At 35.3% G+C, this 20,907-nt stretch carries 16 protein-coding genes and 2 pseudogenes; 13 read left to right on the top strand and 5 right to left on the bottom strand.

Annotated elements, in window-relative coordinates:
* Positions 1 to 923 precede the first annotated feature (923 nt).
* Together BM350_RS17465 and BM350_RS17460 are read right to left on the bottom strand one after the other, a co-directional pair.
* A complete protein-coding gene (locus tag BM350_RS17465) occupies positions 924 to 1,577 on the bottom strand; it encodes an SMI1/KNR4 family protein (protein ID WP_090920699.1) in 654 nt (217 codons plus the stop codon).
* Positions 1,574 to 1,762 carry a hypothetical protein gene (locus BM350_RS17460; protein ID WP_090920702.1) on the bottom strand — a complete coding sequence of 63 codons (189 nt, stop codon included), beginning with the start codon at positions 1,760 to 1,762 and terminating at the stop codon, positions 1,574 to 1,576. The genes BM350_RS17465 and BM350_RS17460 overlap by 4 nt, the downstream gene beginning before the upstream one ends.
* 350 nt (positions 1,763 to 2,112) lie before the next feature.
* On the opposite strand from BM350_RS17460, the gene BM350_RS17455 reads away from it, so the two are divergent.
* Positions 2,113 to 2,484 (top strand): hypothetical protein, encoded by a 372-nt coding sequence (locus BM350_RS17455; RefSeq protein WP_090920705.1) that lies wholly within the window; start codon positions 2,113 to 2,115, stop codon positions 2,482 to 2,484.
* A 6-nt stretch (positions 2,485 to 2,490) separates the two neighbouring features.
* Positions 2,491 to 2,622: pseudogene (locus BM350_RS26345) on the top strand (tryptophan--tRNA ligase); the annotation flags it as partial.
* 165 nt (positions 2,623 to 2,787) lie between these two features.
* On the opposite strand, the gene BM350_RS17450 reads toward BM350_RS26345, so the two are convergent.
* The gene (locus BM350_RS17450) at positions 2,788 to 3,240 is read right to left on the bottom strand and encodes an NUDIX hydrolase (protein WP_090917010.1); all 453 of its coding nucleotides are present in this window, start codon (positions 3,238 to 3,240) and stop codon (positions 2,788 to 2,790) included.
* A gap of 162 nt (positions 3,241 to 3,402) precedes the next feature.
* Here BM350_RS17450 and BM350_RS17445 point away from each other — a divergent pair, with 162 nt between their 5' ends.
* The 5 genes from BM350_RS17445 to BM350_RS17420 all read left to right on the top strand — a co-directional run bounded on the left by BM350_RS17445 (position 3,403) and on the right by BM350_RS17420 (position 8,177).
* Positions 3,403 to 4,155, top strand: a complete 753-nt coding sequence (locus BM350_RS17445) for a GNAT family N-acetyltransferase (protein WP_090917012.1) — start codon at positions 3,403 to 3,405, stop codon at positions 4,153 to 4,155.
* A gap of 49 nt (positions 4,156 to 4,204) precedes the next feature.
* Positions 4,205 to 5,050 carry a hypothetical protein gene (locus tag BM350_RS17440; RefSeq protein WP_090917014.1) on the top strand — a complete coding sequence of 282 codons (846 nt, stop codon included), beginning with the start codon at positions 4,205 to 4,207 and terminating at the stop codon, positions 5,048 to 5,050.
* A 95-nt stretch (positions 5,051 to 5,145) separates the two neighbouring features.
* On the top strand, positions 5,146 to 6,174 hold the full coding sequence (locus BM350_RS17435; protein WP_090917137.1) for a tyrosine-protein phosphatase: 1,029 nt from the start codon (positions 5,146 to 5,148) through the stop codon (positions 6,172 to 6,174).
* Positions 6,175 to 6,817: 643 nt separating this feature from the next.
* Positions 6,818 to 7,684 carry an MBL fold metallo-hydrolase gene (locus BM350_RS17425; protein WP_090917016.1) on the top strand — a complete coding sequence of 289 codons (867 nt, stop codon included), beginning with the start codon at positions 6,818 to 6,820 and terminating at the stop codon, positions 7,682 to 7,684.
* A 298-nt stretch (positions 7,685 to 7,982) separates the two neighbouring features.
* Entirely contained in the window at positions 7,983 to 8,177 is a 195-nt protein-coding gene (locus BM350_RS17420) for a hypothetical protein (protein ID WP_090917018.1), read from the top strand.
* A 156-nt stretch (positions 8,178 to 8,333) separates the two neighbouring features.
* Here BM350_RS17420 and BM350_RS17415 read toward each other — a convergent pair.
* Positions 8,334 to 8,896 (bottom strand): annotated as a pseudogene (locus tag BM350_RS17415) (Ada metal-binding domain-containing protein).
* A gap of 201 nt (positions 8,897 to 9,097) precedes the next feature.
* Here BM350_RS17415 and BM350_RS17410 point away from each other — a divergent pair.
* The 4 genes from BM350_RS17410 to BM350_RS17395 all read left to right on the top strand — a co-directional run bounded on the left by BM350_RS17410 (position 9,098) and on the right by BM350_RS17395 (position 12,978).
* A complete protein-coding gene (locus BM350_RS17410; protein WP_090917020.1) occupies positions 9,098 to 9,823 on the top strand; it encodes an ABC transporter ATP-binding protein in 726 nt (241 codons plus the stop codon).
* Complete coding sequence (locus BM350_RS17405) at positions 9,816 to 11,471, top strand: putative ABC transporter permease subunit (protein ID WP_090917022.1); 1,656 nt, start codon at positions 9,816 to 9,818, stop codon at positions 11,469 to 11,471. Before BM350_RS17410 ends, BM350_RS17405 begins: the two co-directional genes overlap by 8 nt.
* A gap of 57 nt (positions 11,472 to 11,528) precedes the next feature.
* On the top strand, positions 11,529 to 12,287 hold the full coding sequence (locus BM350_RS17400) for an SDR family oxidoreductase (RefSeq protein ID WP_090917024.1): 759 nt from the start codon (positions 11,529 to 11,531) through the stop codon (positions 12,285 to 12,287).
* Between the two features lie 94 nt (positions 12,288 to 12,381).
* Positions 12,382 to 12,978 (top strand): hypothetical protein, encoded by a 597-nt coding sequence (locus tag BM350_RS17395; RefSeq protein ID WP_090917027.1) that lies wholly within the window; start codon positions 12,382 to 12,384, stop codon positions 12,976 to 12,978.
* Between the two features lie 145 nt (positions 12,979 to 13,123).
* On the opposite strand, the gene BM350_RS17390 is transcribed toward BM350_RS17395, so the two are convergent.
* On the bottom strand, positions 13,124 to 14,422 hold the full coding sequence (locus BM350_RS17390) for a histidine--tRNA ligase (protein WP_090917029.1): 1,299 nt from the start codon (positions 14,420 to 14,422) through the stop codon (positions 13,124 to 13,126).
* 646 nt (positions 14,423 to 15,068) lie between these two features.
* On the opposite strand from BM350_RS17390, the gene BM350_RS17385 reads away from it, so the two are divergent.
* Both BM350_RS17385 and BM350_RS17380 read left to right on the top strand, forming a co-directional pair.
* A complete protein-coding gene (locus tag BM350_RS17385) occupies positions 15,069 to 16,331 on the top strand; it encodes an MFS transporter (RefSeq protein WP_090917031.1) in 1,263 nt (420 codons plus the stop codon).
* Between the two features lie 14 nt (positions 16,332 to 16,345).
* Positions 16,346 to 20,905 carry a non-ribosomal peptide synthetase gene (locus tag BM350_RS17380; protein ID WP_090948284.1) on the top strand — a complete coding sequence of 1,520 codons (4,560 nt, stop codon included), beginning with the start codon at positions 16,346 to 16,348 and terminating at the stop codon, positions 20,903 to 20,905.
* Positions 20,906 to 20,907 lie beyond the last annotated feature (2 nt).

Here is a 20,907-nt window from a genome sequence, read left to right as displayed (position 1 = left end):
TTAATTGATAAATAACACAATGTTGTTAAAAGAGAAGCATATATGATAGCGATGATCCATTTATTTATTTTTCACCCTCCTTTTGGGATAAAAGTAAATTTATGTAATTTAAAACATTGTATCATGGTTTACCTTTGGTTGTATGCATGATTAAAAGTCAACAAAATAATCCTTTTATAGAATGGAGATTTAAGTATGGGAAAGAGTCAACGAGATAAAGGTACAAGACGTGAATTTGCTAGTTTAATAGGAGGGGACTTGTGTGCCACTCTCTGGTGCGGTAGAGAGATACTCTAATGATGTGAATGAAAGGATTAGGTCTTGAATGGGAAGTAAAGGCGAGGAAAGATGGATTCAAGAACTAGCTAAAAACTTGTTGCCAATACACACGCTGCACTTAACATAGCAAACTTTTTCATAGTAACGTCATCCCCTTAGATTTTGAAGTGAAATAAAATGTATTTTTTAAAAGGTAAATTTTGTTAATTTAATTTAACTTTTCTTGTATTATAGTATAAGAATAAAGGAGGAAGAATTTTGAAAAAGATAGTGAGTAGTATTTTGGGAGTTATTATGTTTGTATTTTGGTTAAAGTCCTTTGGTATAAACATTATTTTTTTGGAATTGACTGGACTATGGTGATAATAAGTTTTATAAGGGATACTATATTTTATATCGTTCCACTTATATTTCTATATTGGTTTATTAGACTCGTAAAAATACTAGAATCTAAATAAAATTAGATGCTATATCTTTATTAAATATGGTATCTTGATGAGTGGCACGTAAGTTGGATTAGATAATAAAGAAACCGCTCATTTTTAGGTGGACGGCTTGTTTTTTAAATCTATTAAAATGTTACGAGGAAGATCCACTTCACCTTCATTACTTACAATACCGCCAGTGTTACCTTATATTTAATACTAATTATTTATATCAGTAGGTACTGCACTTAGGGCTACATCAACAGGTCCTAATTTTTCAATTAATTTTTTTGCCTTACCATATGGGAATTCCTTCACTAATATAAAAGGAAGATTTTTCGAACCTTTTAATAAATCCCCTGTTGAAATGTCAAGTGCTAATACACTTTTTATTTTTACTAAGTTTTTTAATCCTCCATTAGGAGTTTCTACTAACACTATATTACACGTATCAGGAAATTCCACTGCTATCTTCTGCATTTTTCCATTTAAACACCCTGCATTTACCCAATCACTAAAATCTAAGGTAATTACAGTAGCGTGATTGGGATCCATATCATCAGAATCAACAACCAATAATTCTTTTACATCTGCACTTTGCAACATTAAAAAAACATTACCACTACCATCATCACCGATAGAAACATACCCACTTGCATATTCAGTTACTTCCCAAGTCTCATTTCGTTCTAGAATATCCTCAGTACCATAAATAGTTAAACCTCCACCAATTGAAAAACCATTCGTGTATCTCAATAAATCCTTATATGCATTAGGAAATTCCATTTTCATCAGATCTTCTAATTCTTGAATTTCAATATCACTTGCTGGGTTATTTTTTATTAAATCAGGAATTTTAGATAAGTCTATCATTCTTTTATAAAACCTCCTAAACTATCAAAATATTTATAAGCATCCACTAATACCTTTCTTGCAATTTTTTGATCAACTCCTGCCTCAATCATTTCCTTATAGCTTACATTAAATTCATAGCGTATATCAGTATCATAGCCCTCAATTCTTCTTCGTTTTCGTTGTATAGCAGAAATTTTCGACATGGAAATAAGTGATTTTAACAACGCTAAGAGATTTAATACAACACAATTTAAAACATAGTGAAAATGACTAATTTACCATAAGTAAGCACGAAAAAAGAGTCTGGATCTAGACTCTTTTTTTAAAATAGTTCGATTTTTGATACAAGATACTATGTAAGTAAATGTTTAACGTTTTTTATTTTTAAAGGGTATGTAGGTTAAAATTAAGCATACAGAACATATGACAAAAATGATAAGTTGCTTCATTACATCTCTCCTTCATTTTTTTCCATCTTTGATTAAGTATAGCAGAAAAGAATTCTAAAGGTAGGGGTATCCCCCATGCCCATCAACTTAAGAGGCTGATTTTATTGGAATGGACACTAATTGATGAGCAAAAGATAACATCGTATTTAGTGCAAGTATCTCAGCAAGATAAAAATTTCTTGTTTCACATTCGGGAAATTGATGACAACATAGATATTAATTTTATTGATGAAAATAATAAATTTTTAACACCTGTTCCTGTTGGACTATTTCGTAAACTTCCTAGCGAGAAAGATAAAATGAATTTTAGAAGAGAGTATAGAAACATGTCAGGATTGGTATTATTAGAACCATTGACACGTGAGGAATCAATTTATGTAAGAGAAATGAAAAAAGAAGAGGTTGCTGCATTTAGATACTTAGAAGAAGCTTTTTCACGAGACTTAATGAATAAAGTAAAAAGCCCTCTCATATGAGAAGAGCCAAGGAAGAAATATGAAATGTATATGAATGAACCGCATTTACTTCAAGAAGCAATAGAAAAAGGAGCAGAGCGGGCAAGGGAAATTGCTAAGGTGAATTTAGCGGAAATAAAAAAACGGATTGAGTGTTAATGTGAAAAACAACCAATTGATTAGTTTCCTATCATAGACTTACAGTTCACTCTGCAATAAAACGGTTAAAAGAGTTAATCTAATAACTAAAGTGGGCTTTAATAAAACAAGGGAACTCCGTAAATAGGGATTCCCTTGTTTTATAGCTCAAATCAACAATAGTATTTAACAAAATTTTTCTAGGAATGTGTCTAAAACTAATTTATGTACTGATCCAATATTTGGAGGGAGATCGTGGATGGGAAAGAATCGCAAATCTTTTGATTCAACGTGATCGATACGTAATGTTCCTTCAAAATCACGACAAATGTATGTAACGAGAACACCGTATACTTGATCTCCATTTGGATAAATATTAAAAAATTCTTTCCCAGAAAAGGTTTGAAGTGGTTCTAAATGTTTCACGATTAACCCTGTTTCTTCATAGACTTCTCGTTTAGCAGCCTCTTCTAACGTTTCACCACATTCAAGCGCACCTCCAATTATGCCCCAGCAATTGTAATCACTGCGAAGTTGAAGGAGTACTTCATTATTTTTGTTTAATAGAATCACATGTGAACCTACTAAAATGAGTGGCCGATTTCCAACTAAACTACGCATTTCTTCGATATATCCCATATAGACACCTGTTTCTTTATTTATATTTCATACGTACAAATTGTAAGTATGTTTCGTATGGAGTAAATCCTAACTTCATAGTATTCTACATATATGTAAGAACTCCTGCTCATGCGATAGAAAACATGTTATTTTAAAAATTGTGTAGAAAGAGGTTAAAGAATGAATCAATTTGTTAATATGGAACGGGATTTTAAAATATTAGTGGGAGAGCCTCATTATATTACCATTGAAGAAAATAATTCAGTTTCCTATACAAAGGAACAAGTGACAGAGGTAGTGCAATATTGGATAGAAAAAGCAACGGATAAAGGAGTTTTACATTTACATTTTGTTGTTTCACCCAAAAGTCCAAATTATACACATTATGAAGAGATGTTTCAGTATTTACAATTTCAGCATCAAAAAAGTTGTGTGATGGTACTGAAAGATTTATCTGATGTTACAGAGGTGGAAGTTCCGTTTACGCTGAAAACAATAGATGAAGTAGGCGAAGACGCATTTAAAACAATTTGGCTGGAATCTATGCAGGATTCTTTAAATACGAAAGAAACATTATCTATAGACCAATTATTATATGCTTTTCAAACAGAAATTGGCGGCAGATGGAACGAACATTGCTTAGTCGCTTTTCAAGGAGAAAATCCAGTAGGGGTTATTTTGCCCCATATTGAGCCAGGTACGGTAGAAGAAGGGAGATTGTTTTATCTTGGTATTGTCCCGAATATGCGTGGAAAACGATACGGGACAATGCTTCATGAAAAAGCGTTATACATTTTAAAAGAAATCGGTGCTTCATATTATGTGGGGAGTACTGACGAAATGAACGATGCCATGAAACGAGTGTTTTCTAACAACAACTGTATACAGTTAGGGAAGATAGAGAAATACACAAGAGTGATCAGAAAAGGGTAAATGAAGATCCCTCTCGAATTATTGAAGAAATAACTCAAGGGGGAATTTGATGATAAAACAAGTATTTAAAAGAATGGTTCCGTTATATCCGGAAGTTTTATTTCCAGACTGGCATGTAGAGCACATATCACAGCGGCAGGAGAGTGAAAAGTGGGAAACGCTTTGGTTTCAGGTGATTACTCCTACAGGAATGTTTCGCGTGAAACAGTTTTTTCTGGATATTATGGAACCGACTTTTCCAGACAGTTGTTTGTCTCACGCACAGGGCGAGTGTTTTCAATATAATAAACTTACATATTGGCGTGGTATAAATTATAAAGGGTGCGATAGTTACGTCACTTCTAAGTGGAAAACACAAATTGAAATTTCTATTGATGATGGAGTTATTGAGCAGCATCAGATGGAGGAATTTTTATATGGTTTACAGCCACTTGAATTAGAGAAAGCAAAACAACAAATGAAATTACCATTTCATCGTTTAAGTTTTCAGGCTCATATAGAAAAGGGCGGAGGCGAAATCAGTCGTTGCTTTGCATGGAGTTCTCCTAAAGAAAAGGAGTTTGTATCATTACCGCTTCTAGTTCCCTGTTCATGGGAATTAGAGTCTGTTGGTTTTGGTGACAACGAAACGCAGTATGTATATTGGGATGCAAAAGAGCAGTTATATACACTATGGGCATGTCGGCATACTAATTATAGCTATCACCCTGTATCCTCATGGATAAGAAATTATAGTTCCCCACAAAAGATTGGAAACTGTGAATACTATGTGCACCCGCAAAGAGGTACAGTTGTATATCAAGATTTGGGGAATGAACAAATTGCCTATGTATTTCGAGGAATACCTTGTACATCTTTTACAGATATACAAGAAATATTTTCTCTGTATTTATAAATTGATTGCAAAATGTCATGAAATATGTAAGACGCGTTACATAATGTGGTATACAATAGGGGGTAGAAACGATAGAGAAAGTGATAGGTGAAAAAATGAAAACGAACATGAAACGAACAGGCTTAGATGTGACAGTAGAGCGAGAAAACGCTAACACTTTATCTATAAACTGGGGCAGTGCAGAAGAATCAGTGCGTGTTTATTGGAGTACATCCTCAGAGAATATTGAAGAAAATGGACAATTATTAACGGTTGTAACAGATGCTTCTTCCATTACAATCGAAGATCCGAATCCAGCTATGCGAGTTTATTTTCGATTAGTTACGAACGAAGGAGAGCGTATTACAGTAGCAGAGCGCCGCTTACCGCTGCAAGGTGCATTTAACTTTCGTGATTTAGGTGGGTATGCAACAAAAGATGGCCGTGTGGTGAAATGGGGGAAATTGTACCGCTCTGAAGAATTAGCAGGATTAACAGAAGAAGATATTCGTTATATACATAATTTAGGCTTGAAAGTTGTTTGCGATTATCGTACAGATTTCGAAGTGCAACATAAACCAAATCCAGAAATACAAGATGTTCGTCAAGTTTCTTTACCAGTTATGCAAGATTTAGCAAAAGACTTAAATATCAATGAATTTTTCCATTTAGGAGATTTATCAATGCTTGGCAAGCCAGGAGAATATTTAGTGAAGATGAACAGGGATTTTGTAACTGGTAATGAGGCATTTGTGACATTTTTAGAACTTATACAAGACGCAAACAACTTACCGCTTTTGAACCATTGTACAGCAGGAAAAGATCGAACTGGCTTTGCATCCGCTTTATTATTACTGTTACTAGGTGTGCCAGAAGAGACAGTCATGCAAGATTATTTACTGAGTAATGGATTTCGTGAACAGTTGAATGAGAAAATGATGGCTTTTTTAGGAGCGCGGCTTAAAGATGAAGCAAGTATTGCAATTTTAAGTGCAATGTTTGAAGCGAAGGTTGAATATTTACAAGCGGCATTTGATGAAATTCACAACGTATATGGTTCTGCGGAGCAATATGCTGAAAAAGGAATTGGACTTACGAAAGAACAGTTAGACGCTTTGCGTGCTTTATTGTTAGAAGAAAAATAAAATAGAAGGTAGAGAGTTTAAAGAGTCATACGATTATTTTTTAGAATCTCTATTTTTTTATTTTCTTTGTAAGCGTCAAATTTTGTCCAACGGCAAAATTATCATTAGTATTTGTATTGCAATAGATAAAAAAATATGAAGAATGATTTTATCCCGCTATTCGTGGGCAGTAAGACCCCCACCTCAAGATTTAGAGAGAATATTGTCCAGTTCCAGTGGCTAGAATGTTCGGTGGCTTCGCTTCTTCCTACGAGGCAAAATACACCTCTACGTCAGAAGCTCCATCCCCCTCACATTCTGGACGAGCCACTTCCACTTTTCTTCATTGTCCAGCTCTAGCGGCTAGAATCTCCGGTCGTTTCGCCCCTCCGACCAGGCAAAAAATGCCTCTTTGTCAGGGACTCCAATGTCCTGCGCTTCTGAGCGAGCCGCTTTCGCTTTTCTAAAGAAGATAGGTGGGGATAACTGCCCGTAAAAGCCCGCCCAATTGGGCGGGCTTTCCATCCGTGGGGGATGAAGAAAACCCCCACGGATGGAAGTTTCACTTTATTTTTGATGTATTCGTTTACTAGTAATCAAAATACAAGGCCAAGAAATTTCTTGGCTGGCAATTCTTATACAGTTATAAATGGAGGCAATAGTTATGCAGCAAATAAAAAAAATAGGAGATTCATTTTGGTATATGACACCTGTTTCTGAAACAGATAGACCTATCTTAGGAATGGTAGTTGGAAAAGAAAAGACTTTGATGATAGATGCAGGTAATTCAGAAGCACATGCACATTTGTTTTTAGAAATGCTAAACGAACAGAACATCTCAAATCCTGATTTCGTTGCATTAACACACTGGCATTGGGATCATATTTTTGGATTACCTGTATTAAAAAATGCTTTGTCTATCGCACATAGTGAAACAAAAAAAGAGATGAATACACTCGTTTCTTATGAATGGACAGATGAGGCCTTGGATGCACGAGTAAAAGAAGGTACAGAAATTGAATTTTGTGCTACTTGTATAAAAAAAGAATTCAGTGAACAGCCAAGAAATATTCAAATTGTCTTACCGTCATTAACGTTTCAGAAACAACTTGAATTAGACCTTGGTGATGTGACATGTGTGTTAAAGCATGTAGGAGGGAACCATTCACATGACTCCGTTGTCATTTATATTAAAGAAGAAAAGATATTGTTTTTAGGAGATTGTATCTATGCAGATATTTTTTCTTCGAAGTGGAACTATACAACGAAACGAACGTTTGAATTAATACAAGAATTAGAGAAATTTGATGCTGAGACTTATATTCTTTCACACGGGAAAGCAATTGATAGAAATGAATTTTTGCAAGAGATTCGTTTGCTGAAAACAGTAGGTACCTACACGGAAACACATAAAGGCGATACAGAAAAAATAAAAACAGCGTATAAACAAGAACTTGATAGAGAATTAAACGAATATGAGTTAGAAACAATAGAGTACTTTGTAAATGGTTATGAAATGGTTAACTTGTAATTTTTTAATCTTCCATTATCCGAAGAACGACACTGTATAAATACAAATTAAAAAATCGACATAAAACCGTCTTTCTTTAATTCTAATATTAAACAAAGGTCCAGTGCTTGGGATATGCACTGGACCTTTGTTTAGATTATATACGGTTACTTTTCGGCTGGAGGGAATTGTCCTTTTTTTTGAGTGCTTTTCTTTATTTTAAAATTAGTTTGAAAATTGTTAAAATAATTACAAAGATATCCACGTTATAAATAGTATAAATAACGTAAAATTGGAAATGAAGGGAGGAGAGGTAGAAATGTTAGCATGGATATTAGGGGTATTAATCATAGTAGTAGTGACAGTTATCGTGACAATAATGGTAGGAAAAAGTGAAGAAGAAAATTATGGAACTTCAACGAAAGGAAATATTGCAAGACTTTCAATCATTTATCTTCTTTTAGGGGTTGTTTTAGCAGTTGGGGTAGCTTCGTATATATATTTTTATGGATAAGGAAACATAGGATAGTAGAAAGTGAAGAGGTATTACTATTTGATAATGTGGGATAAAGAAAAAGAATGTGAAAAGAAGCATAACATTGCATAAAATGCAAACTTATGCTTCCTTTTAGATTATATAAGGAGCTGCTTTCTTAAAATTGTTTTGAGTTTAATCTAATGTTTGGATTTCTTCATCAGTTGTTTTTTTTCGATAATCAGTTGGTGTTAAACCTGTTTTCTTTTTAAAAAATGTTATGAAATAAGTTGGATTTGGTATCCCTATGTCTATTCCGATATCTATTATATTTTTGTTTGAGGTTACAAGGTAAAACATGGCTTTAGTAATACGTACTTGTTGAATGTATGCAAGTGGACTAATTCCTTTTACTTTTTTAAGTGTACGTTGCAAATGGTAGGGACTTCCGTGGTATATATTTGCTAGCTTATTTAAGGTAAGTTGTTCGTGATAGTTTAGATTAATATATTCAACGATTTGCTGGGTCCACTCTTCATTAGGTAAACATAAACTATCTGGCTTGCATCTTTTACGCGGACGGAAAGTTTTGAATTGAGCTTGTTTAATATTATGAAAAATATATACGTTTTCTATGTTGGGAATTCTGGATTTGCAAGATGGACGGCAAAATATTTTAGTTGTTTTTACACCATAAAAGAATATACATCATAAGAGGAATCATTTTCTATGATTGCATTCCAGTATTCAATCGGTATATCTAATTTTTTTCATTAAGTTATTGATTATTTTGGTACAGCATTTGAACTTCAAGTATGTGCTTTTATGCAAATTTATAGGTTAAGTCACAAAGAAGATTCTTTTGTGTTTGATAATTCTAAAAGATTATAAAATACAGAAACGTACTATGTTATAATTAAAATGTAATTATTGGAAAATAAGAGAAGGGCTGGATATGGATGATTGAAATTGTTAATGTGTCAAAGAGCTATAATGGTAGCAAATTTGCGGTAAAAGATTTGAATTTAACAGTCGCGAGCGGAGAGATATTTGGTTTTTTAGGTCCAAATGGTGCAGGGAAATCAACGACAATTAAGATGATAACAGGTATTCACTCTGTTGATAGCGGGACGATTTCTGTAAATGGAAAAGATATTACGAAAGAGCCGCTTGAAGCGAAAAAGTTATTTGGGTATGTTCCTGACAGTCCTGATATGTTTTTACGCTTAAAAGGGATTGAATATTTAAATTTTATGGCGGATATGTATGATGTTCCGAAAGACGTGCGTCAGGAAAAGATCCGAACACTAGCAGAACGTTTTAGTTTGTACGAAGCATTGTCTGATCAAATTCAAAGTTATTCACATGGAATGCGCCAAAAAATTATTATTATTGGAGTTCTTTTGCATGATCCAGATGTCTGGATTTTAGACGAGCCAATGACCGGATTAGATCCAAAATCGGCATTTATATTAAAACAGATGATGCGTGAACATGCTGATAAAGGGAAAACGGTGTTCTTTTCGACGCATGTGTTAGAAGTTGCTGAAAAATTATGTGATCGAGTTGCGATTATTAATAAAGGAACACTTCAATTTCAAGGGAATTTAGCAGAAATACGAGAACATTTTGAATCAAATGAATCTCTTGAAAAAATGTTCTTGGAGATGACAGAAAATGAATAAAATCTGGATGTTAACAAAAATATTATTAAGAATGAACTATGCTGATATGTTAACTGATAAGAAGAAGCGTGTTGTATCTTTACTTTCATTATTGGGTCTTTTGTTTGTTGGATTTTTATTTATAGGTCCACTTGCGAATGGTATGTATGGCGTATTAAAACAAGTTGACCAGGAAAACTTACTAATTGGTATGGGATTAGCGATTGGAAGTATATGGGTATTTTTGTTTAGTATTACGACAATTTTAACAGTCTTTTATTATAGCGATGACGTTGAAATGTTATTACCACTACCACTTAAGCCAGCCCACATTATTACAGCGAAGTTTATTACTGTTTTAATTACACAATATGTGATGGCTTCGTTTATCTTATTTCCAATCTTCATTGTGTATGGATTACAAAGTGGTGCTTTTATTACATATTATGTTTACTTTTTAATTGTTTACTTATTTTTCCCGATTATTCCGTTAGTTCTCGCTTCGCTTCTTATGACAATCATTATGCGTTATACAAATATCGCAAAAAATAAAGATCGAAGTAATATGCTAATGGGTTTATTTACTTTATTGCTAATTGTCGGCATTAATATATTTATCCAATGGAAAAATAGAAGTGCTGCTTCTGGGAAAACAGCAGCAGACTTTCTTACAAATAATCAATCTTCATTTCTAGTAGAAATGACAAACTATTTTCCGACGACATACTTTGGGGCAATGGCGTTAACAGAAAGTGCTTCGTGGAAAGGATTTTTATATTTACTTCTTTTCGCTGCGATTTCGTTTGCATTTTATGTATTGTTTTTCTATGTTGCAGAGCGTACATATTTAAAAGGGGTTATTGGAATTTCAAATAGTACTGCGAAAAAAGAAGTGATTTCTGCCGAGAATTTTAATAAAGCTACTGTGCAAAATTCACATTGGAAAGCATATGTGAAAAAAGAGTTTCGTATTTTAACTCGCACGCCACAATTTTTCATTAATTGTATTGTGCATACTTTTGTGATGCCAATTATGTTTTTCTTTATTATTTTTGTACAAGACGGGAATTTAGCTTGGTTAAATAAATTTATAAAAGATAGTGAAACAACAGCTCTTGCGCTTGGTCTTGCTTTTTGTGCAGGTATGTTTTTAATGGGATCCAATGTTATTGCGACAACATCTTTTTCGAGAGAAGGTCGGACTTGGTTTATCAATCGCTATTTGCCTGTTAAGGCAGAAGGCATTTTCTTTGCGAAAGTATTTACAGCTTGGCTCATTAATACCACTATTTTAGCGATCTTTGGTCTTGTGCTTATCATTGTAGGCGGTGTGTCACCAGTATTTACTTTACTTTGGTTCTTGCTTTGTGCAAATGGGTTATGGTTAAACAATTTAATTGGCACACGCTGGGATGCGCAAACAGCTGATATTCATTGGGATTCTGAACAAAAAATGTTTAAAGGTCGTTATACTACACTTTGGAATTTTCTTGCGAATATATTGTTAGTTGGTATTACTGTAGGCGGAGTATGTGCATTATTTTTCTCATTAGGAGTTGGAATGTGGGGTATGTTTTTAAGTATCCTAGTTATTTTTACTATTGTAAATGTTATCGTGTCTCGTAGTTTACAACTTGGTGCTGAACGTATCCTAGCAAATATTAAATAAATCGTAAATCCTCTGTTACTATACAGAGGATTTATTGTATGAAGGGGAGAAGTCGCTATGGGGAAAATTGCAATAGTCACAGGTGCAACAAGGTTACATGGTATTGGAGCAACAGTTTGCAAAGAATTGGCTCAGAAAGGAATAGATATCTTTTTTACTTATTGGCCTCGCTATGATAAAGCGATGTCTTGGGGAATGAAAAGAGATGAGCCGTTTTTATTAAAAGAAGAAGTTGAAAGTTTTGGCGTACGTTGTGATATGGCTGAGATTAATTTGGCGCAGTCTTATGCACCGAACCGTTTGTTATATATGGTATCAGAACGTTTCGGAGAGCCAACAATTTTAGTAAATAATGCTGCATATTCTATAAATACAAATTATGAGTCAATCGATGTGGAAGAGTTAGATTCGCATTATACGGTGAATGTAAGAGCACCGATTTTGTTAAGTGCACTATTTATGAAGCACTTTACAAAAGAAAAAGGCGGAAGAATTATTAACCTTACGTCGGGACAATCATTAAGGCCGATGCCAGATGAACTTGCATATGCCGTAACAAAAGGTGCAATCGAAACATTTACGACTTCGATTGCACCAGCTGCTGCCAAAAAAGGAATCACAGTAAATGCGGTTAATCCAGGACCAACGAATACAGGGGCAATGAATGAAGAGGTGAAACAGCATCTTGTAACAAGATTTCCAGCAGGAAGAATTGGTGAGCCAAAGGATGCAGCTCAGTTAATTGCTTTTTTAGCAAGTGAAGAAGCGGCATGGGTGACGGGACAGGTTATTCATTCGACTGGAGGATTTTATTGAGAAATTTGTATTTTCAATAAATAATAAAAAGGGATTTTTGGAAGTATATAGAAAACTATTTGGGAGGTGAAATTGTAATATTAGGAGGCTTATTATGAAATTGAAAAAAATATCGATTGCTTCTTTGGCAATTGGAGCGATGCTCTCCATTACAGCTTGCGGTACCTCAACAGAAAAAGAACAAGCAAATCAAAGTAAAAAGGAACAAACAAACAATCAAGAAGAAGCGAAAACAACAAGTGCAGAACAGACAAATACGGGTAAAAATGAGGAAAAGGATTCAAAAACAACAAGCGCAGATGGGAAAACTGAAACGAAATCAACGAATGCAGAACAAACAAAAAATGAGAAAAACGGAACAACTGAAACAAAATCAACAAATGCAAAGCAAAATGCTAGTATGAAGAGTGGAGTAAAAGAAGTTGTACAGTTAATAGAAGAAGTGGATAAGCAATTGAAAGCAACTCCAAAACAAGAAGCTGTAAATAAACTTGGCAAGCAACTTACTGATAAATGGGATGTAGTTGAGAAAGAAGTTGAGGCGCAGCATGCAACCGATTATAAAACAATTGAGCAAAATTTATATCCACTCCTTGTTGAAATGGGAAAACAAAAACAAGATTTAAAGAAGCTAAAGACGTTAACGACGAAAACAAAGCAAGATTTAAATCAATTTTTGAATAAGCTTTAATAAAAAATGAATGCAAAATTAAATTTTATCTTATATATAGCCCCTATGTAATAAAAGGAGAAACGTAGCAGATGTGTACGTTTCTCCTTTTATTATTAGTTGCAACAAATACATAAAAAAATCAAGTATGTGCGGGAGGATTCAATTAACGACATAAATATTGTTTGAAAGTTCCATTTTCAATACAAGCAAGAGGAATCGTTTGTTCTGTTCCTTCCTTCATATTTCGTAAAACAGCTACATCGTTATTTATTTCTTCTTCACCAATAATAAGTACATATGGAATGTTTTCTTTGTTTGCATAGTTAAGAGCTCGTTTTAGTTTACGATTTGCTAGTTCAAGCTCTATCTTTAAATTTTCATTTGTTCGCAATGTGTGAGCGATTTTTAAACACTTTGCCTGTGTTCCGAGTGGAATGATAAAGATATCGACAGAAGAGGAGGCACATTCTTTTTGGATAAGAGCAGTATAAATGACGTCTAAACCAAATGAGATTCCAACTGTCGGATAAGATTTATTATCATTTCGAAATGCGCCAATAATGTGATCGTAGCGCCCACCACTACCAATGCTAGAAGTAATACTGCCATCGGTTAAAAAAATTTCATAAATCGTTCCGGTATACATTGTGAGCCCTCGTGCAAGAAAAGGAGAAAACATTGTATTAGATTGTATTCCAAGTGCAATTAAGTATTGCCTAAGTTCTTGAAGTTCAGTAACTCCTTCTTTAACAAGAGGATTAGGGAACGCTTTATTAAATTCAGAAAGTGGCATAGATATACATGTTTCTAACGTCTTACATAATATATCAATCGTTTCACTTTGTATCTCTCGATTTATTAAATCATTTCTTACACCGTCAATGCCGATTTTCTCAAGTTTATCTACAGATAAAATAACATCTTGTACCTGTGATTCAGGGATTTGAATCGCTTGTAACAATCCTATTAATAGTTTTCGATTATTATATTGAATGGTTACGTCTAAGTTCAATTTGTTAAAAATATCAAGAGCCATTACCATTAATTCTGCTTCTGCTAAGACGGATTCAACGCCAACAATATCTACATCACACTGTACGAATTCTCGAAATCTCCCTTGCTTAATTGGGCCGTTTCGAAATACTTTCCCAATTTCATAACGTTTAAAAGGAAGGCGGATTTCTGGATTCATAGCAACAACCTTTGCAAAGGGAATAGTTAAATCATAACGCAGTGCAAGCTCACGATTCCCTTGATCTTGAAGCGTGTACATCTCCTTTAAAATTTCAGATCCTCCTCCGTATTTATAAGCCATCAAATCATACATGTTCAAAATAGGTGTTTCTAATGGTTTGCAGCCATAAGCTTCGAATGTTTCTTCACAAATCCGTTTAATTGTATTACGCAGTGTTTGTTCTTCCGGTAAATAGTCTTTTGTTCCTTTTACATTTTGCAAGTTCATGTTTATCACTCCTTTTTGAAATAAAAAAAGCTATGCGGGTATGAAAATACCCACATAGCTTTATAGTCGCTTCGTGGGTAAACAGGAATAACCCTGTACCCACGAAGAAAAAATTCTTCGGATACAAGGCTTTATGTATGATGATGAAGTTGGAAAGAACAATCTATTCTAAACATAAGCAATCTCTCCTATAGCTTTTTAAGTAGTATACTACTTGATGTTTGAATTATCAAATTTTTTTGTAGAAAGATATGAATCTCTAAACTAAAATCCTATGGAAAAACATTGATAAATAGTTATTATCAAAAATTTTGTAGGTGTTTTTTGTCTAAATTTTCTAATTTTATTATTTCAACTTTATGAAGATAGTAGGAGGAAATTTTGTGTGATAGTATGTTAGGTGTAAAATATAGATAATTCTGAAAAGGGGGTGTGGATTGGATCTTCAAACTACTGTAAATATAAAATTATAGAACTATTAAATCATTATTTTCATTGAGTAAAGGTGTATCTTGTGGCATATGAAAATCAAAGAGAATTATATTAAAGTTTAGATAAAAATATTTAGAGTGACTAATTATGTCCAATAAAAGGGTCCCATGTACGCAAAAGTATCCATTTTAGTAAACTTAAGGAGCTCGTTTTTATGAAAACTACCGACTCAAAAAGTCTATGGGGAAATACAATTTATTTACAAGTTTTCTCTGCGTATTCACTGATTATGCTCGGAGTATTTATTGACATGTTAGCCATTATGACTATTGTTGGTTTTGAATGGGAAGTAGACCCCACCATGATTGGATTGATTCCTGTTGCGTATGCACTTCCTGGAATTTTATTTAGTTCATGGGCAGGTGTGATTGCTGATCGCTTTAGAAAAATTCCAATTATGATGTTTAGTAATCTTATGGTTGGTCTATTAACAATTGTTCTTTTATTTGTCCAAAATATTCATTGGCTTTTGTTAGCATTAATGATTCGATCCATTTTTACCGTTTTCTATTATCCTGCACAGCAAACACTAACACGACAAATTGTTTCTCCCGATTTGCTTACCAAAGCGGTAAGTATCAACGGTATAGTTGAGCAAGGAACCAAGATAGTGGGTCCGCTTATAGGGGGAATGTTACTGAGCTGGTTTCAGCCAGAGTTTTGTCTTGTAATAAGGGCAATGTGTTGTTTACTAGCTGCTTTGGTTTTATTGCCCACAATAAGGTTTAAGGAATCTCTGTCAAGAGAATATATAGAAAAGCAACAGCAAAGTACTTGGACTGCTTGGTTACAAGGTTGGAGTTATGTATTATCCAATCGGATGATATTATCAACCATGATTTTCTTTACAATAGCTATGGCAGTATTACAATTAGTAGACTCGCAGTTCCCTACTTTATTTAAGAGTTTGTTCCCAAATGATAAGAGTAAAATGGGATATATCATTTCTATTATTGGTATTGGGGGAATACTTGGTGCATTCTTAACTCAAAAATTAAAACATTTTCAATATGGTTGGGTAGTATGTGGGGGCGTTGCGTTAATGGGAATTGGTTTTGGTGGGATTAGTCTGATAAGTCTGGTAAGTCCCGGTACATCCCTTATTTTTGGCTATCTGATTAGTTTTATCGCTGGTATTGGAAGTGGACTTATGCTTGTATCCAATCAAGTCATTCTGCAAATAGAATCTCATCAAGAACAGGTCGGAAGAGTATTTGGGATTCAAAGCAGTTTAGCAAATGCAGTCCTCATCATTTCTCCAGCTATGAGTGGACCACTGGTTCACCTTTTTGGAGTAATTCAACTCTATTTTTATGTGGGTATTGGGCTCATCATCATTGGAGTAATTGGGGTTTCATTACAGAAATATTTTTGGGTTAAACATGAAAACGAACCCATAAAAGTAACTAATTTTTGAAGGGAGATTTCTTTATGTCCAATGAGGAGCGTTATCTTTTAAGTCATCCACAGAGGAGAATATGGTATACAGAAGTTATTTATTCAGGTAAAGGTATATGTAATCTAAAATTCTTGTTCAAGATCCATCGAAAAATGGATTATTCATTATTAAATCAAGCCATGAATCGTGTTATTAGTGAAAACGATAGTTTGTGTATCAGGCTGAAAGAAAATGGACATCAGGAACCTGAGCAATATTTTGTTAAACATCAAGAACGAGAATTTGACTTCTTTGATTTCAGTTCCGAGAGAGATTCAGATTTGCTGGAAAAATGGATTGAGCAGAAGGCGCAAGAGACGTTTACATTATTTGATTCTGATTTATACTATTTCGCTTTAATAAAATTAAGCGATAATGAGTGTGCCGTCTTTGGCAATGTCCATCACATTATCATGGATGGTTTATCAATCCAAATTTTTACTAGTCAGATTGCTAAATATTATCATGAGCTTCATAGTGAGACAGATCTGAGCATACCTAGGAACTCATATGTTCAGTTTCTAGTCAATGAACAGACATACTTGAACAGCAGTCGTTTTCAAAAGGATCAAAACTTCTGGTTAGAGGAATTCAAAACACTTCCATCCGTGACGGGATTGAAAGCCTATAATGCTTACCAAGTTAGTACGGGAGCATCACGTAAAACGTTTATATTATCTGAATATTTTAAGGGAAAGATAGAAGATTTTTCTGAAGAATACAAATATAGTGTATATACTCTTTTTGTTGCTGCGCTTTCGTTGTCGATGTATCGATGGACCTCATCGCTTGATATTGCCCTAGGAATGGCCTATGGCAATCGGATGACTAAAATGGAGCGGGAATTAATTGGAATGATGGTGAGTACAGTTCCTCTAAGAATGGATATCGATCCTGAAGAAGAAGTACTCTCATTTATTGGTCGAGTGTCCAGAAAACAAAGTAAATCATTACGACATCAGAAATATCCATTTGATTTGTTATTAAAGCAGATTAATAAAGAGAATAACAGCAATGTTCGACTTTTTGGAACTACGATTGATTATAGAGATCGTGCTGAAAGTGGTGACTCTCTTTGGATTCCAAATCGTGAAGAAGTGCAAGATTTTGCAGTGCATATCGAAAATTTGACTGATATAGACTCTTTACAAGTACATGTTGATTATCGTGAAGAGCTATTTTCCAAAGAAGAGATAATTCGCTTTTTTAACACCATGCTAGCATTAATGGAAAATACATTTAAAAATCCGAAGCAAAAGGTTGCTGAGATCGAAATCATTTCAGAAGAAGATAAAAGAAAAAGTTTAGTAGAGTTCAACAATCCTAAGCTTGACTTTCCACCTCAAGCAACCATCCATGAGTTGTTTGAGCAGCAAGCGACGATTCATCCCAATGCCATTGCAGTTATGTATGAAAAGGAGAGGATTACTTATAGGGAGCTTAATGAACGTGCGAATCAGTTAGCTCACTATCTACAGAAAAAAGGAGTAGGACCTGATTCATTGGTTGGACTTTGTGTTGAACGTTCTCTTGAAATGATTGTAGGTATTTTGGGGATTTTGAAGGCTGGTGGAGCTTATGTTCCACTTGATCCAACATATCCAGAGCAGCGACTTCAGTATATTTTAGAGGATGCTAGCATTCAATTAGTCGTAACGCAAGAGAGTTTAAAAGGATCGAAATGGTTACCAGAGAATATCAAATCGATTTGCCTTGATCGAGATCAAGTTGAGATTGAGAAGGAAAGTACTGCTTTACCGATTTCTGATGTAAGTTCTCAACATCTCGCTTACGTAATCTATACTTCGGGATCAACAGGGAATCCGAAGGGAGTTATGGTAGAGCATCACAATGTGATTCGTTTATTTAAATCAACGGAATGTTGGTATCAGTTTGATGAAAAAGATACTTGGACGCTTTTCCATTCTTATGCATTTGATTTCTCAGTATGGGAAATTTGGGGAGCATTACTCTATGGCGGAAAATTGGTTGTTGTTCCTTACTGGATCAGTCGATCGCCCAAGGATTTCTATCAACTGTTAGTAAAGGAAGAGGTTACGGTTCTTAATCAGACACCATCTGCATTTCGACAATTAATACAGGTGTGTGAACAAGAAGATGAGAATAAAAACTTGCATCTGCGCTACGTCATATTTGGTGGGGAAGCACTCGATCCTACCAGCTTACTACCGTGGTTTCAAAGGTATGGAGAGCAGAACACGCAGCTAATTAATATGTATGGAATTACAGAAACTACCGTTCATGTTACGTATTATCCAATTATTCAAGATGATGTAAAGCATTCTTCAAGAAGTAATATCGGAAAGCGGATTCCAGATTTAGAAGTGTATGTGCTAGACGCTTGTCAACAGCCTGTGCCTATTGGCGTATCGGGTGAACTATATATTGGTGGAGAAGGACTCGCACGTGGGTATTTAAACAGACCCGAATTGACTGCAGAACGTTTCATTCCTCATCCATTCAGTAGTGACCCGGGAGCGCGATTATATCGGACAGGAGACTTAGCGAGATACTTGCCGGATGGAAATCTGGATTATCTTGGACGGATTGATCACCAGGTGAAGATCCGTGGTTTCCGAATTGAGCTCGGGGAAATTGAATCTGCTTTAAACGCGCATGCATCCGTAAAAGAGTCTGTTGTAATTGTTCGAGAAGATCAGCCGGGTGATAAACGATTGGTGGCATATGTCGTGGGTGATGGGAATGTAGGTGAGTGGAGAGATTATCTCAAGGCGGAACTACCAAGCCATATGGTTCCTTCCGGATTTGTGATGATGGAAGTTATTCCACTCACTGCTAACGGTAAAGTTGATCGTAAGGCCTTACCTGTACCAGAGGAGAGGAAAATCGAAAGTGAATGTGTGGCACCGCGGAATGGTAACGAAGAAACACTGGCTACCATTTGGAAGCAAGTATTAGGGATTAAAAAGGTGGGAATCCATGATAACTTCTTTGAAATTGGTGGGGACTCGATTCTCAGCATTCAGATCATATCACAAGCGAGTCAATTGGGTTTAAAACTTACACCCAAGCAAATGTTTGAATGCCCAACGATTGCCGAGTTGGCGCAAGTTGTCAAAGAAGATCAGGGAGTACAAGCAGAGCAGGGGGTTGTGACGGGAGAGGTACCGCTTACTCCAATTCAGTATTGGTTCTTCGAGCAAGAACATCCGCGTCCACAACATTGGAATCAATCGATGCTTTTAAGAGTAAGAGAGAGAGTGGATATGGAGTTACTAGAGGAAGCCCTATTAACCTTACTCAAACATCATGATGCCTTACGTTTCCGGTATGAACAGTTACCAAATGCAACCTGGAAGCAGAGAAATGAGGGAATCGATGAACAGTCTGTACTTCGTGTGGTGAAGCGGAACGATGCTGATCAACAAGCGTGGAATCAAGTGATACAAGAAGAGATGGATATCACTCAAGCCAGTTTCAATTTACTTACAGGGCCGTTGATGAGAGTCGTGTACTTTGATGACGGTTCGAATGGGAACGATCGATTATTCTGGACGATTCATCATTTAGTAGTAGATGGGGTATCATGGCGAATTCTATTGGAAGATTTACAGGCCGTATACAACCAGATGAAACAAGGTCAGAAGGTTCAGTTACCTGCGAAAAGTACATCCTTTAAAGAATGGTCAGAACGACTACAGGCATACAGTGAGTCAGATCTTTCAAAAGAAGTAAAAGATTATTGGCATGAACAGGTAGAAAAACAAGTGATGACGATTCCGATGGACTACCCTATACAGGAAACGACAGAGGCATCGATTGATCAAGTGACGATGACGTTGGGAGCAGAAGAGACCCACGCGTTGTTACAAGAAGTTCCGATGACTCATAAGACAAGGATTAACGAGGTACTATTGACGGCATTAATACAAGCTATAGCTGACTGTACAAATCAGCATAAGGTTTCTGTTTACTTGGAAGGACATGGGAGAGAAGAGGTAATTGAAGGCGTTGATCTATCGCGGACAGTGGGTTGGTTCACGAGTATTTATCCCGTTCACCTTGATCTTCAGGGATCAACAACACCTATTGAGGGATTAAAGGCTGTGAAAGAGCAATTGCGTCGAATTCCGAATCAGGGCATTGATTATGGCATTTTACGCTACTTGAGCAGAGAATTACTTCCGTTCTATCAACAGCAAAAACCATCAATAAGCTTTAACTATTTGGGGCAATTTGATCAAGTGTTTTCTAAAGAATCTTTGTTTATGCAGGAGACAGGGTTTACGTGCTTAGACCATGCTCCAGAATCGAAACCATCTCATATGATTGATGTTGTTGGTATGGTGAAAGATGGGAAGTTACATTTTGTTTGGATGTATAGTAGAGAACAGTTTACTAGATTGACGATCAAAGCGATAGCAGATGCCATGTTGAATCAACTTCGTCTACTGATAAATCCACCAACGACAGAGTCTGCTTTTACGGTATCTGACTTTGCTGATGCAGAGGCACTTACGGAAGAAAGCTTGAGTAAGGTATTACTTAAATTAACAAAGAAGAGGGTGTAACG

Source organism: Bacillus sp. 103mf (genome assembly GCF_900116295.1).
Taxonomy (GTDB): domain Bacteria; phylum Bacillota; class Bacilli; order Bacillales; family Bacillaceae_G; genus Bacillus_A; species Bacillus_A bruguierae.
This window is presented reverse-complemented; position numbering and strand designations above follow the sequence as displayed.

What these genes read in the sequence shown, in the direction of transcription:
- BM350_RS17465 (WP_090920699.1), bottom strand. Translation starts at nt 1,577, where the DNA reads ATGATAGACTTATCTAAAATTCCTGATTTAATAAAAAATAACCCAGCA.
- BM350_RS17460 (WP_090920702.1), bottom strand. Translation starts at nt 1,762, where the DNA reads ATGTCGAAAATTTCTGCTATACAACGAAAACGAAGAAGAATTGAGGGC.
- BM350_RS17450 (WP_090917010.1), bottom strand. Translation starts at nt 3,240, where the DNA reads ATGGGATATATCGAAGAAATGCGTAGTTTAGTTGGAAATCGGCCACTC.
- BM350_RS17445 (WP_090917012.1), top strand. Translation starts at nt 3,403, where the DNA reads ATGAATCAATTTGTTAATATGGAACGGGATTTTAAAATATTAGTGGGA.
- BM350_RS17440 (WP_090917014.1), top strand. Translation starts at nt 4,205, where the DNA reads ATGATAAAACAAGTATTTAAAAGAATGGTTCCGTTATATCCGGAAGTT.
- BM350_RS17435 (WP_090917137.1), top strand. Translation starts at nt 5,146, where the DNA reads ATGAAAACGAACATGAAACGAACAGGCTTAGATGTGACAGTAGAGCGA.
- BM350_RS17425 (WP_090917016.1), top strand. Translation starts at nt 6,818, where the DNA reads ATGCAGCAAATAAAAAAAATAGGAGATTCATTTTGGTATATGACACCT.
- BM350_RS17420 (WP_090917018.1), top strand. Translation starts at nt 7,983, where the DNA reads ATGTTAGCATGGATATTAGGGGTATTAATCATAGTAGTAGTGACAGTT.
- BM350_RS17410 (WP_090917020.1), top strand. Translation starts at nt 9,098, where the DNA reads ATGATTGAAATTGTTAATGTGTCAAAGAGCTATAATGGTAGCAAATTT.
- BM350_RS17405 (WP_090917022.1), top strand. Translation starts at nt 9,816, where the DNA reads ATGAATAAAATCTGGATGTTAACAAAAATATTATTAAGAATGAACTAT.
- BM350_RS17400 (WP_090917024.1), top strand. Translation starts at nt 11,529, where the DNA reads ATGGGGAAAATTGCAATAGTCACAGGTGCAACAAGGTTACATGGTATT.
- BM350_RS17395 (WP_090917027.1), top strand. Translation starts at nt 12,382, where the DNA reads ATGAAATTGAAAAAAATATCGATTGCTTCTTTGGCAATTGGAGCGATG.
- BM350_RS17390 (WP_090917029.1), bottom strand. Translation starts at nt 14,422, where the DNA reads ATGAACTTGCAAAATGTAAAAGGAACAAAAGACTATTTACCGGAAGAA.
- BM350_RS17385 (WP_090917031.1), top strand. Translation starts at nt 15,069, where the DNA reads ATGAAAACTACCGACTCAAAAAGTCTATGGGGAAATACAATTTATTTA.
- BM350_RS17380 (WP_090948284.1), top strand. Translation starts at nt 16,346, where the DNA reads ATGTCCAATGAGGAGCGTTATCTTTTAAGTCATCCACAGAGGAGAATA.